This window comes from Streptomyces sp. BB1-1-1, from assembly GCF_031597775.1.
In the GTDB taxonomy this organism is placed as follows: domain Bacteria; phylum Actinomycetota; class Actinomycetes; order Streptomycetales; family Streptomycetaceae; genus Streptomyces; species Streptomyces thinghirensis.
Genome location: NZ_CP134203.1, coordinates 3,697,249 through 3,709,279 on the forward strand (window position 1 = coordinate 3,697,249; position 12,031 = coordinate 3,709,279).

Genomic DNA, 12,031 nt, shown 5'->3' on the forward strand with positions numbered 1-12,031 from the left:
AGAGCCCCGGTCAGACGCCTATTTGACCTTCGACAACCGCGCCTTCGGCCGCCCCGAGTCCTTGCTGTCGGACTCGTACTGAAGGTCGTCGCCGACGGGTGTGAGGCGGACGGTGTGGAGGGCCTGGTTGCAGACGTCGCGGTTGCCCTCGGCTCCCACGGCGCCGGCGACGACCTGCTTCTCCGTCACCTTCTTCAGGGTCAGTACGTCGTCACAGGTGCCGCCGAAGAGGTCGGTGTGGCGCACGGTGCCCAGCTTCTCGCCCACCTCGGCCTCGCGGACGGTCAGGCGGAAGGTGCCCAGGGGCAGGTTGCCCTCGACGGCGACGGCCTGGCCCTCCCAGGTGCCGATGTAGCGGGCGGGGACGGCGCGGGGGGCGGAGGGTGTCTGGGTGGCGGTGGCCTGACCGCCCGGGCTGTTCTCGCCGCCCTCGCCCGGCAGCAGGTCCAGGACGAACACCGAGCCGACCGTCACCGCCGCCAGCGCCCCCGCCACCGCGAGCGCCACGGTGCAGCTCAGCCGCCGGCCGCGGCCACCGGCGCCCCGGGTGGAGGTCGCCGCGACGGACAGGGCGAGCTTGCCCGGCGAGCGGTCGCCCTCGCGCGGGGACGGTACGTCGGCGCCGGCCGCCGTCGGCGCGGGCATCACCGGCGGGGGCCCGAAGACGCCGGGCGCCGCCCCGCCGACCGAGTCCGCCCCGCCGACCGAGCCCGCCCCGCCGACCGAGCCCGGCGCTCCCACCGACGGCCGGCTGAACCCCACCGGCCCCGACGCCGGCCCGGACGACGACTCCGCCGCCTCCAGGTTCAGCAGCTGTACGGCGCTCCGGCTGACCCGCTCCACCAGCGCTCCCGGCAGCCAGCCGCCGGTCACCAGGCGGGCCGCGCCCTCGGGTGCGAGGCGCCGGGCCACCTCCCCGGGGGTCGGCCGGGCGGCCGGGTCCTTGGCCAGGCACGCCGCCACCAGGTCCCGCAGCTCCGCGTCCGGCGTCCCGCCCGTTCCGCCGTCGAGGGCGCCGAGCTGCGGCTCCTCGTGGACGACCTTGTAGAGGAGGGCGGCCGAGGAGTCCCCCGGGAAGGGCGGCGCACCCATCGCCGCGAAGGCGAGGACGGCGCCCAGCGAGAACACGTCGGCCGCGCCCGTGACGCCCTTGCCGAGGATCTGCTCGGGGGACATGTAACCGGGCGAGCCGATCGAGACGCCGGTGGAGGTCAGGGACGCCGTGCCGTCCGTCGCGCGGGCGATGCCGAAGTCGATCAGGAGGGGGCCGTCGAGGGTGAGGAGGACGTTGGACGGCTTCACGTCACGGTGGACGAGGCCCAGCTCGTGCACCGCCGCCAGCGCCTCGCCGAGGCCCGCGCCGAGCGCCCGTACCGAGTGGGCCGGCAGTGGGCCGCCGTCCGCGACGGCCGCCGTCAGGGACGGACCGGCCGCGTACGCCGTGGCGACCCACGGCACGCGCGCCTCGGGGTCCGCGTCCAGTACGGGCGCGGTCCAGGCGCCGCCCACCCTGCGCGCGGCGTCCACCTCGCGCCGGAACCGGGCCCGGAACTCCTCGTCGAGCGCGAAGTGCGGGTGCACGATCTTCACGGCGACCGTGCGGCCGCCGGCGCTGCGGCCCAGGTAGACCCGGCCCATACCGCCGGAGCCCAGCCGGCCGAGCAGCCGGTAGGGCCCCACCGCTGTGGGTTCGTCGACATCGAGCGGCTGCATGGCGCCCACCCCTCCCCCGTACGCCAGTACCTGGGAGCAGGGTAGTGGGCCCGCCGTGCCGGGGGACCGGCGCGATCAGGGCTGGAGCAGGTCCACCTTCACGTCCGCCGGGAAGCCGGTGGTCGGGCCCACCCGGCGGGCGAACTCGGTGACCGCCTCCAGCTGCGGCGCGCCGAAGCGGAAGTCGAGGGTGGTGAAGTACCGCGCGAGGGTCTCCTCGTCGAAGGCCTCCCAGCGGGCCGCCTGCTCGGCGACCTTGCCGACCTCCTCCAGGGAGAGGTTGCGGGAGGCGAGGAAGGCCTCGTGCACCTTGCGGGTGATGACCGGCTCGCGCTCCGCGTAGTCGCGCCGGGCCGCCCAGACCGCGAAGACGAACGGCAGGCCCGTCCACTCCTTCCACAGCGCGCCCAGATCGTGCACTTCGAGGCCGTAGCGCGGGCCGTCGATCATGTTCGCGCGCAGGGCCGCGTCGCCGATGAGGACGGCCGCGTCGGCCTCCTGCATCATCAGGCTCAGGTCGGGCGGGCAGGAGTAGTAGTCCGGCTGGACGCCGAAGCGCTCGGCGAGCAGCAGCTGGGCGAGGCGGACGGAGGTGCGCGAGGTGGAGCCGAGGGCGACGCGGGCGCCGTCCAGCCGGTCCAGCGGGACCTGCGAGACGATCACGCACGACATCACCGGGCCGTCGCAGCCGACGGCGATGTCGGGGAAGGCGACCAGGTCTTCGGCGTTCTTGAGGAATTCGACCAGGGTGACGGGACCGATGTCGAGGTCGCCCTGCACCAGCTGCTCGCTGAGCTTCTCCGGGGTGTCCTTCGTGAGCTCGAAGTCGAGGAGCGTGCCTGTTCTCGCGAGCCCCCAGTACAGGGGCAGGCAGTTCAGGAACTGGATGTGGCCGACGCGCGGCCGGGTGCGAGAATTGTCCACATCGCGAGGCTAGCCCTCCCCCGGCATCCGCCCGCCGCCGCCCCCGGCGTCAGCCGAACGGCGGAGGCGTTCAAACATTCGGGTGAAGTGATCTTGGCCTCTGTTGCGCTCGGGTGCCTGCGTGCTAGGCTCACAGCAAGTTGCAGTTTGGTTTCCCTTGCAGTACAGAGCCTGCGGAGCATGTGACCGCGGGCTCTCGTCGTTCTCAGACGTATGCAGTTGTGCAGCATTCCAGTCTTCACACTTGCTGGTTCTGGAGCAGGGCAACCCTTTGGGCCCAAGGAGGGCTTATGGCTACCGGAACCGTGAAGTGGTTCAACGCCGAAAAGGGCTTTGGTTTCATCGCCCAGGAAGGCGGCGGCCCGGACGTCTTCGTCCACTACTCCGCGATCAACGCTCAGGGATTCCGTTCCCTCGAGGAGAACCAGCAGGTGTCCTTCGACGTCACGCAGGGTCCGAAGGGCCCGCAGGCGGAGAATGTCACTCCTGTCTGATTGACAGCAGTACCCAAGGAGCCCCGCGCCGTTTCGGCGACGGGGCTCCTGCCCTTTTTGGGCCTTTCTTTCTGAATTCTCGCTGAATTCTCGGTGAGTTCCGGCCGCAAGTCGTTCCGGCGGCCGACTGTCAGTGCCGGGCACTAGGGTCCCCGCCATGACCGACGACACCCGCCCCGGCACCGGACACGGCATCCGCCACGACACGGGCTTCCTGGACACCACCCGGACCTTCTACGACGCCATCGCCGAGGACTACGCGGACCGCTTCCGCGCCACGGGCGCCGGCACACCGCTGGACCGGGCTCTGATGGGCGCCTTCGCCGAGCTGGTGGGACCGGAGGGGCAGGTGGCCGACCTGGGCTGCGGACCCGGCCGGGTCACCGCCCACCTCGCCTCGCTCGGCCTGCGGGTCTTCGGCCTCGACCTCTCCGCCTCGATGGTCGCGATCGCGCGCCGCGAGAACCCGGACCTGCGGTTCGAGCAGGGCTCCATGCTGGAGCTGGACCTGCCCGACGGCGCTCTCGCCGGCGCGGTCTCCTGGTACTCGTCGATCCACACGCCGTGGGAGCGGCTGCCGGACCTCTTCGGCGAGCTGCGGCGCGTGCTGGCCCCCGGCGGGCATCTGCTCCTCGCCTTCCAGGTCGGGGACGAGCCCCGCCACTTCGACCGCCCCTTCGGCCATCCGGTCGCCCTGGACTTCGAGCGGCGGCGACCGGAGCCGATGGCGGAGCTGCTGGAGAAGGCCGGTTTCACCGTGCTGTCGCGGACCGTGCGCGTGCAGGAGGAGGACACGTCCTCGAAGGTCCCGCAGGCCTGCCTGATCGCCCGCCGCTGAGCGCACACCGGCCTAGGGGGTGCCGTACAGCCCCTCCACCGCCCCCGCGAAGTCCCGCATGATCACCTCGCGCCGGAGCTTCATCGAGGGGGTCAGATGGCCCTCCCACTCCGTGAAGTCCCTCGGCAGGACGGCGAAGCGGCGGATGGACTCCGGGCGGGAGACGAGCTTGTTGGCCTCGTCGACCGCGCGCTGGAGCACGGCCAGGACCTCCTCGTCGTCGGTCAGCAGCTCCGGCGGCACCGGGTGCTTGCCGTTCATGCGGCGCCAGTGGGTGACGCCGTCGGGGTCGAGGGTGAACAGGGCGCTCACATAGGGGCGGCGGTCGCCCAGGACGATGCACTGGGAGATCAGGGGGTGGGAGCGCAGCCAGTTCTCCAGCGGGGCCGGGGCGACGCTCTTGCCGCCCGCGGTGATCAGCAGTTCCTTCTTGCGGCCGGTGATCGTCAGGTATCCCTCGTCGTCCAGGCTCCCGATGTCGCCGGTGGCGAACCAGCCGTCGGGCGCGGCCTGGACGACGCCGCCCGCCTGCGGGTCCCAGTAGCCGTGCAGGACCTGGTCGCCGGCGACCAGGATCTCGCCGTCGGCGGCGATCCGGATGCGGGTGCCGGGCAGCGGCCAGCCGACCGTGCCGAGGCGCGGCTTCAGCGGGGGCGTCACCGTCGCCGCGGCCGTCGTCTCGGTGAGGCCGTACCCCTCGAAGATCTCGATGCCGGACCCGGCGTAGAAGGCGGCCAGGCGGCGGCCGAGCGGTGAGCCGCCGCAGATGGCGTACCGGACCCGGCCGCCCATGGCGTTGCGGATCTTCCGGTAGACGAGGGGGTCGTAGAAGGAGCGGGCGGTCTTCAGGGCGCGGCCCGGGCCGCCGCCCGTGCCCGCCTGGCGGGCCTCCATGGCCTCGCCGTAGCGCTCGGCCACCGAGACGGCGCGGTCGAAGGCCGAGGCCCGGCCGCCCGACTCGGCTTTGGCGCGGGCGCTGTTGAAGACCTTCTCCAGCATGTACGGGATGGTGAGGAGGCAGGTCGGGCGGAAGGCCGCCAGGTCGGGCAGCAGGTCCTCCGGCTTCAGGCTCGGCGCGTGGCCGAGGCGGACCCGGGCGCGGACGCAGGCCACGGCGACCATGCGGCCGAAGACGTGGGACATGGGGAGGAAGAGCAGGACCGAGGGGTCCTCGCCCGTCTTGGCCTTGAAGACGGGGTAGAGCAGCTCGATCGCGTTGTCGACCTCGGCGAAGAAGTTGCCGTGGGTCAGCGCGCAGCCCTTCGGGCGGCCGGTGGTGCCCGAGGTGTAGATGAGGGTGGCGAGCGTGCTCGGGCTCAGCATGCCCCGGCGGACCTCCACCTCCGCGTCCGGCACCCGCTCACCCAGCTCGGCCAGCCGCTCCACATGCCCCTTCTCCATGATCCACAGGTGCTTGAGGTCGGGGATGCGGTCCAGCTCGGGGCCGAGGGCCGCGGCCTGCGCGGTGGTCTCGGTGACCAGGGTGACGGCGCCGGAGTCCTGGAGGATCCAGCGGGTCTGGAAGAGGGAGGAGGTCGGGTAGACGGGGACGGTGACCAGGCCGGCCGCCCACGCGGCGAAGTCGAGCAGCGTCCACTCGTACGTCGTCCGGGCCATGATCGCGATGCGGTCGCCCGGCGTCAGGCCCTCGGAGATCATGCCCTTGGCCACCGCCAGCACCTGTTCGGCGAACCCGGCCGCCGTCACGTCGGACCAGTCCCCGTCCGGCGATCTGCGGCTGAGGACCACCTGGTCCCCGGCCGCGGCCGCGTTGTCGAAGGGCAGGTCGGCGAGCGAGCCGCGCCGCGCCGGCGGGGCGAACGGTGGTACGTACGCCTCCCGTACGGCCCCGTCCAGCCGCCGCGTCTCGGGCGCCACCAGGGTGGGGCCGGGCGAGTCGGCGTAGGCGGCGGATGCGGCGAAGGAGGGAAGCGGGGTGGACACGGGCGGCTCCTGGGACGTGCAGCGGCGAGACTGCTTCTGCTGTCACTGGCTCGGCTGTCGCTGCTCTGCTGCATGACGTACGTGCCTCGCGCGCCGAGGCGTTCATCGCCGGGTTCCGCGGACATGGGTTACCGGCGGTCAGTGTCGGGATCGTACGGGGCCCTCGTGGGGAGTTCGTGCGGGTTCGGGGATGGTCCCGCGCCGGACGTGTGCAGTCTCGGGGGTTACCTGCCAGTAAGTCACGTTCGTTCCAGTATGGCCGTGACGCCCTGACCGCCCGCCGCGCAGACGGAGATCAGGCCGCGCCCGGGACCGCCCCGCTCGGCGAGCAGCCCGGCCAGCGTCGCCACGATGCGGGCGCCGGTCGCGGCGAAGGGGTGACCGGTGGCGAGGGAGGAGCCGGCCACGTTCAGGCGGGCCCGGTCCACCGGGGCCAGGCCCCGCTTCTCCCAGGCCGCCAGCGTGGCCAGCACCTGGGACGCGAACGCCTCGTGGATCTCGACCAGGTCGAAGTCCTCGATCCCGAGCCCGGCGCGCTCCAGCATGCGCGGAACCGCGTACGCCGGGGCCATCAGCAACCCGTCCTCACCGCCCGCGACATCGCCGCCGACGAAGTCCACGGCCGCCGTCTCGTACGCCGTGAGGTGGGCGAGGGGCTCAAGGCCGCGCGCCTCGGCCCACTCCTCGCTCGCCAGCAGCACCGTCGCCGCGCCGTCCGTCAGGGGTGTCGAGTTGCCCGCCGTCATCGTGGGGTCGGGGCCGGAGAGACCGAACACGGGCTTCAGCGCGGCCAGTTTCTCCACCGTCGAGCCGGGACGCAGGTTCTGGTCGCGGGACAGGCCCCGGAAGGGGATCACCAGGTCCTGGAAGAAGCCGCGTTCGTACGCCGCCGCCAGCCGCCGGTGGCTCGTGGCGGCCAGTTCGTCCTGGGCCTCGCGGGTGACGCCCCAGGCCCGGGCGGTGACCGCGGTGTGCTCGCCCATCGACAGGCCGGTGCGCGGTTCGGCGTTGCGCGGGATGTCGGGGACCAGATGGCCCGGGCGGACCTTGGCCAGCGCTTTCGCCCGGCCGCCGAGGGACTTCGCCCGGCGGGCCTCCAGCAGGATGCGGCGCAGGCGGTCGTTGACGCCCAGGGGCGCGTCGCTCGCCGTGTCCGCGCCGCCCGCGATCGCCGACCCGGTCTGACCGAGGGCGATCTTGTTGGCGGCGGCGATCACGGCCTGGAGGCCGGTGCCGCAGGCCTGCTGGATGTCGTACGCGGGGGTGGAATGGTGCAGGGCCGAGCCGAGGACCGTCTCGCGGGCGAGGTTGAAGTCGCGGCTGTGCTTGAGGACCGCGCCGGCGACGAACTCACCGACCTCCCCCGGCCCTTGGAGGCCGTGGCGCTCGACCAGGCCGTCGAGGGCCGCGGTGAGCATCTCCTGGTTGGAGGCGGTGGCGTACGGCCCGTCGGAGCGGGCGAAGGGGACGCGCGCGCCCGCGAGGACCGCGACACGGCGCGTCGACTGCGCCGGCAGAGGACTCATCTCGACCTGCTCCTCACCCGTGACATAGACTTACCTCCGGTAACCTTACTCCAGAGTAAGCAAGACAGGCAGCAAGAGCAGGCAAGGGCAAGCAAGAGCAGGCACTCGTGGGCACGACAGAGTCGTTGGGGAGACAGGACATGGCCGACCGCTATCTCAGCTTCACGGGCACCGCACCCGGCCGCTTCCTCACCCGCCGGCTGGGACTCCCACAGCCCGCCCCACTCGAACGCCGCTCACTCACCGGCGGCCTGCTGCACCTCACCGCGGGCAAGTCGGACCTCGACCTCGCCCCCGTACTCACCCGCACGGGACTCGGCCCGGACGACGCCGGACGCCCCGCCGCCGTCGTCCTCGACGCCACCGGAGTCCGGGACGTCGACTCGCTCGCCGAGGTGCACGCCGCGCTGCACCCCGTCGTACGGTCCGTCGCCGCGAGCGGCCGGGTGGTCGTGCTCGGCGCCCCGCTCGACCCCGCCGACCACCACCAGGCCGCCGCCCAGCAGGCGCTGGAGGGCTTCACGCGCTCGCTCGGCAAGGAGATCGGAGGGGGCAGGACGGTCAACCTCGTCCGGCTCGGCGACGCCGACACGGACGCCGCCGAGTCCACCCTGCGCTTCCTCCTCTCCCCCGCCTCCGCCTACGTCAGCGGCCAGGTGATCGAGGTCCAAGCGGCCGACACACCGGTCACCGCCCCCGACGACTGGGACCTCCCCCTCGCCGGACGCACCGCGCTGGTCACCGGCGCCGCACGCGGCATCGGCGCGGCGGTCGCCGCGACGCTGGCCGGGCAGGGCGCCCACGTCGTCGTCCTCGACGTGCCGCGGGCCGAGGAGGAGGCCCGGAAGGTCGCCGAGCGCCTCGGCGGCTCCGACCTCGCGCTCGACATCACCGCCGCCGACGCGGGCGAACGCATCGCCGCCGCCCTGCCCGGCGGGCTCGACGTCCTGATCCACAACGCGGGCATCACCCGCGACCGGCGCCTGGTCAACATGGACGCCGAACGCTGGAGTTCCGTCCTCGACGTCAACCTCGCGAGCGTCCTGCGCACCACGGACGCGCTGCTCGCGGCCGGCACGCTGAACCGGGGCGGCCGGATCGTCGCGACGGCCTCCATCGCGGGCCTCGCGGGCAACGCGGGCCAGACCAACTACGGCGCCAGCAAGGCCGGGATCGCCGGCCTGGTCCGCTCCCTCGCGCCGCGCGCGCTCGCCGAGCACGGGGTGACGGTGAACGCGGTCGCGCCGGGGTTCATCGAGACGAAGATGACCGCGGCGGTCCCCCTGTTCATCCGCGAGGCCGGCCGCCGCATGAACTCCCTCGCCCAGGGCGGCCTGCCGGCCGACGTCGCCGAGACCACCGCCTGGCTCGCGCACCCGGCCTCGGGCGCGGTCAACGGCCAGGTCGTGCGGGTCTGCGGCCAGAGCCTGCTGGGGGCGTGATGACCACCGCGGCCCGCACCACGAACACGCTGACCGGCGCCCCCGCCCTCCCGCCGCTTCTGTTGCGCGGCGCCCTGCTGTCGCCCCTCAAGCGGCCCCGTCCGGACGCGGACTTCCCCCGTACCCGGCTGGTGCTGCCCGGCCTGCGCGTGGACCTCGCGCGGCTGGCCGCCTACGAGAGGGTGTGCGGGTTCCCGACGGGGGCGGACGCGCTTCCGGTGACGTACCCGCACGTGCTGGCCTTCCCGATGGCCATGCGGCTGATGAGCGGCCGGGACTTCCCGCTGCCGCTGCCCGGGCTCGTCCACACGTCGATCGGCATCACCCGGCGGACCACCATGCCCGCGACCGCCGAGTACGAACTCACCGCGTACGTCGAGGGCCTGGCGCCGCACCGGCGCGGGACCGAGGCCACGGTCGTGACGGAGCTGCGGGCCGGCACGGACCTCGTGTGGGAGTCACGCAGCACCTACCTGGCCAGGCACCGCACAGCCGGACACACTCCCGGGGAATCGTCCGCCGCGCACCCCGAGGCCCTCCCCGCCCGCGCCGAATGGCGCCTCGCCGGTGACGTCGGACGGCGCTACGGTGCCGCGTCCGGGGACCGCAACCCGATCCACCTGCACCCGCTCACCGCCCGCCTGTTCGGCTTCCCGCGGGCCATCGCGCACGGCATGTGGACCGTGGCCCGGTGCCTCGCCGAGCACGGGACGCCGGACGCGGCCGTGGTGCGGGCGGACTTCCGGGCGCCGGTGCTGCTGCCGGGCACGGTGACGTACGGGGCCGGGGACGGGCGGTTCGAGCTGCGCGGCGACGAGGGGCGGCTGCACCTGTCCGGCGAGGTCGGGCCCTACCCGGCCTGAACCGGGGCCGCCCGAACCGGGACCGCGTGGTCCGGGGCCGCGTGGTCCGGGGTCGCCTGGTCCGGGGTCGCCTGGTCCGGGGTCGCATGCGCCGCCGGCTCCGGCTCGGGATCCTCCGGCGGGGACCAGGGCCGGCCCCCCATCAGGTCGCCCAGGCCCGCCCAGGCGAAGTTCATCAGGGTCGCCGCCGCCTGCTTGGCGGTGACGCCCTCCGTGGCGCCGGCCCAGTCGGCGAGCGACTCGGCGGCGCCGACCAGCGCCTCGGCCAGCCCGGCGACCTCGTCCTCGGGCAGGTGCGGGTCCCGGTGCGCGTCCCGTGCCGCCGCGGCGATCAGCTGCGTCACGAACGCGACGATCTCCTCCCGCATCGCCGCCACCTCGGCCGCGAACCGCTCGCCGTGGGTACGGGCGTGCAGGTGCAGCACCCGCCAGGCGTCCGGGTTGCGCGCGGTGTGCGTGAAGAACGCCCGCAGCCCCGACCAGAGTTGCCCGTCGGCGGAGAGTCCCGGACGCACACCGGCCCGCACCGCCTCGGTGAGGGCGCGGGCCTCGCGGCGGATGCAGGCGCTGAAGAGGTCGTCCTTCGAGTTCAGGTACAGATACACCAGCGGCTTGGAGACACCCGCCAGTTCGGCGATCTCGTCCATCGACGCCGCCATGTACCCGCGTCGCCCGAAGACGCTCACGGCGGCGTCCAGCATCTGCTGCTCACGGACCGCACGCGGCATCCGCTTGGTCTTCCCAGCACCCATGCGAATCAGCGTACGGTCCGTGCGGCGGTGATCAGGACGTCAGCGCGACGCCGGCACCTGGAACACGTCGGTCAGACGACGGCCGGAACCGGCTCCGACGCCTGCTTCTCCTGCTCCTGCTCCTGCTCCTGCTCCCGCTCCCGCTCCGGCTCGTCGATCGGCGAGCTGTGCGCCGCGTCGTAGGCCTTGCGGTCGAGCAGTCCCTCGCGGGCCGAGACGATCACCGGGACCAGCGCCTGCCCGGCCACGTTCGTCGCCGTGCGCATCATGTCCAGGATCGGGTCGATCGCGAGGAGCAGGCCGACGCCCTCCATGGGCAGGCCCAGGGTGGACAGGGTCAGGGTCAGCATGACCGTGGCACCGGTGAGACCGGCCGTGGCGGCGGAACCGACCACCGAGACGAAGGCGATCAGCAGGTAGTCGCCGATGCCCAGCTGGATGTCGAAGATCTGCGCGACGAAGATCGCGGCGATCGCCGGGTAGATCGCGGCGCAGCCGTCCATCTTGGTCGTCGCGCCGAACGGCACCGCGAAGGACGCGTACTCCTTCGGTACGCCGAGGCGCTCGGTGACCTTCTGGGTCAGCGGCATGGTGCCCACGGAGGAGCGGGAGACGAAGGCCAGCTGGATCGCGGGCCAGGCGCCCTTGAAGAACTGCAGGGGGCTGGCCTTGGCGACGGTGGCGAGCAGCAGCGGGTAGACCACGAACATCACGATCGCGCAGCCGACGTAGATGTCGGCGGTGAAGGTGGCGTACTTGCCGATGAGGTCCCAGCCGTAGGTGGCGATGGCGTTGCCGATGAGGCCGACGGTGCCGAGCGGGGCGAGGCGGATGACCCACCACAGGGCCTTCTGGAGGAGGGCGAGGACGGACTCGCTCAGGTTCAGGATCGGCTGGGCCTTCTCGCCGAGCTGGAGGGCGGCGATACCGGCGACGGCGGCCATGAAGACGATCTGGAGGACGTTCAACTCGGTGAACGGCGTGATGACGTCGGTCGGCACGATGCCGGTCAGGAAGTCGATCCAGGACCCGGTGTTCTCGGGCTTCGCGCCGTCGGCCGGGGTGAGGCCGGTGCCGGCGCCGGGGTTGGTGAGCAGGCCGATGGTGAGGCCGATGGCCACCGCGATCAGTGACGTGATCATGAACCAGAGAAGGGTGCGGGACGCCAGGCGGGCCGCGTTGTTGACCTTCCGCAGGTTGGTGATCGACACCAGGATCGCGAAGAAGACGAGCGGTGCGACGGCCAGCTTCAGCAGGCCGATGAAGGTGTCACCGACCTTCTCCAGGGTGGTGACCAGCCAGGATATGTCCTGGCTGCGGGCCAGCCAGCCCAGCAGCACACCGAGGACGAGACCGGCGAGTATCTGGGCCCAGAAGGGCACCTTGAGGTACTTCTTGACGCTCGTGACTGAAGACACGGACATGCTCCGTAGGGGGACGGGACGCGGGGACGGACGCGCAGGGCTGACGTGGAGAACGACGGATGAGGGGGGAACGTCAGGGGCGACAGTTCGCGGACGCGCACCGACAGAGGT

10 protein-coding genes are annotated in these 12,031 nt (G+C 72.8%); 4 read left to right on the forward strand and 6 right to left on the reverse strand.

From position 1 onward, the window contains the following. Positions 1–18 precede the first annotated feature (18 nt). Both RI578_RS16990 and RI578_RS16995 read right to left on the reverse strand, forming a co-directional pair. Positions 19–1,713: a protein kinase domain-containing protein gene (locus tag RI578_RS16990; RefSeq protein ID WP_310871865.1), complete on the reverse strand. Its 1,695-nt coding sequence runs from the start codon at positions 1,711–1,713 to the stop codon at positions 19–21. A gap of 75 nt (positions 1,714–1,788) precedes the next feature. Beyond that, positions 1,789–2,637: a menaquinone biosynthetic enzyme MqnA/MqnD family protein gene (locus RI578_RS16995; protein WP_121748529.1), complete on the reverse strand. Its 849-nt coding sequence runs from the start codon at positions 2,635–2,637 to the stop codon at positions 1,789–1,791. A 290-nt stretch (positions 2,638–2,927) separates the two neighbouring features. Here RI578_RS16995 and RI578_RS17000 point away from each other — a divergent pair, with 290 nt between their 5' ends. Together RI578_RS17000 and RI578_RS17005 are read left to right on the forward strand one after the other, a co-directional pair. After that, complete coding sequence (locus RI578_RS17000; protein WP_003974443.1) at positions 2,928–3,131, forward strand: cold-shock protein; 204 nt, start codon at positions 2,928–2,930, stop codon at positions 3,129–3,131. A 157-nt stretch (positions 3,132–3,288) separates the two neighbouring features. After that, entirely contained in the window at positions 3,289–3,969 is a 681-nt protein-coding gene (locus tag RI578_RS17005; protein WP_310871866.1) for a methyltransferase domain-containing protein, read from the forward strand. A 12-nt stretch (positions 3,970–3,981) separates the two neighbouring features. On the opposite strand, the gene RI578_RS17010 is transcribed toward RI578_RS17005, so the two are convergent. Together RI578_RS17010 and RI578_RS17015 are read right to left on the reverse strand one after the other, a co-directional pair. Further along, a complete protein-coding gene (locus RI578_RS17010; RefSeq protein ID WP_310871867.1) occupies positions 3,982–5,913 on the reverse strand; it encodes an AMP-binding protein in 1,932 nt (643 codons plus the stop codon). A 239-nt stretch (positions 5,914–6,152) separates the two neighbouring features. Continuing rightward, complete coding sequence (locus RI578_RS17015) at positions 6,153–7,439, reverse strand: acetyl-CoA C-acetyltransferase (protein WP_310871868.1); 1,287 nt, start codon at positions 7,437–7,439, stop codon at positions 6,153–6,155. A gap of 140 nt (positions 7,440–7,579) precedes the next feature. Here RI578_RS17015 and RI578_RS17020 point away from each other — a divergent pair, with 140 nt between their 5' ends. After that, positions 7,580–8,881: a 3-oxoacyl-ACP reductase gene (locus tag RI578_RS17020; RefSeq protein ID WP_310871869.1), complete on the forward strand. Its 1,302-nt coding sequence runs from the start codon at positions 7,580–7,582 to the stop codon at positions 8,879–8,881. Further along, positions 8,881–9,744 (forward strand): MaoC/PaaZ C-terminal domain-containing protein, encoded by an 864-nt coding sequence (locus tag RI578_RS17025; RefSeq protein ID WP_310871870.1) that lies wholly within the window; start codon positions 8,881–8,883, stop codon positions 9,742–9,744. Before RI578_RS17020 ends, RI578_RS17025 begins: the two co-directional genes overlap by 1 nt. Here RI578_RS17025 and RI578_RS17030 read toward each other — a convergent pair. Both RI578_RS17030 and RI578_RS17035 read right to left on the reverse strand, forming a co-directional pair. Then, positions 9,732–10,496, reverse strand: a complete 765-nt coding sequence (locus RI578_RS17030; RefSeq protein ID WP_310871871.1) for a TetR/AcrR family transcriptional regulator — start codon at positions 10,494–10,496, stop codon at positions 9,732–9,734. The two genes, RI578_RS17025 and RI578_RS17030, sit on opposite strands and share 13 nt — an antisense overlap. Positions 10,497–10,567: 71 nt before the next feature. After that, a complete protein-coding gene (locus tag RI578_RS17035; RefSeq protein WP_310871872.1) occupies positions 10,568–11,920 on the reverse strand; it encodes a dicarboxylate/amino acid:cation symporter in 1,353 nt (450 codons plus the stop codon). Positions 11,921–12,031 lie beyond the last annotated feature (111 nt).

Bases quoted from the DNA above. Each gene is read 5' to 3' on its own strand.
- RI578_RS16990 (WP_310871865.1), bottom strand. From the start codon at position 1,713: ATGCAGCCGCTCGATGTCGACGAACCCACAGCGGTGGGGCCCTACCGG.
- RI578_RS17000 (WP_003974443.1), top strand. From the start codon at position 2,928: ATGGCTACCGGAACCGTGAAGTGGTTCAACGCCGAAAAGGGCTTTGGT.
- RI578_RS17005 (WP_310871866.1), top strand. From the start codon at position 3,289: ATGACCGACGACACCCGCCCCGGCACCGGACACGGCATCCGCCACGAC.
- RI578_RS17015 (WP_310871868.1), bottom strand. From the start codon at position 7,439: ATGAGTCCTCTGCCGGCGCAGTCGACGCGCCGTGTCGCGGTCCTCGCG.
- RI578_RS17020 (WP_310871869.1), top strand. From the start codon at position 7,580: ATGGCCGACCGCTATCTCAGCTTCACGGGCACCGCACCCGGCCGCTTC.
- RI578_RS17025 (WP_310871870.1), top strand. From the start codon at position 8,881: ATGACCACCGCGGCCCGCACCACGAACACGCTGACCGGCGCCCCCGCC.
- RI578_RS17030 (WP_310871871.1), bottom strand. From the start codon at position 10,496: ATGGGTGCTGGGAAGACCAAGCGGATGCCGCGTGCGGTCCGTGAGCAG.
- RI578_RS17035 (WP_310871872.1), bottom strand. From the start codon at position 11,920: ATGTCCGTGTCTTCAGTCACGAGCGTCAAGAAGTACCTCAAGGTGCCC.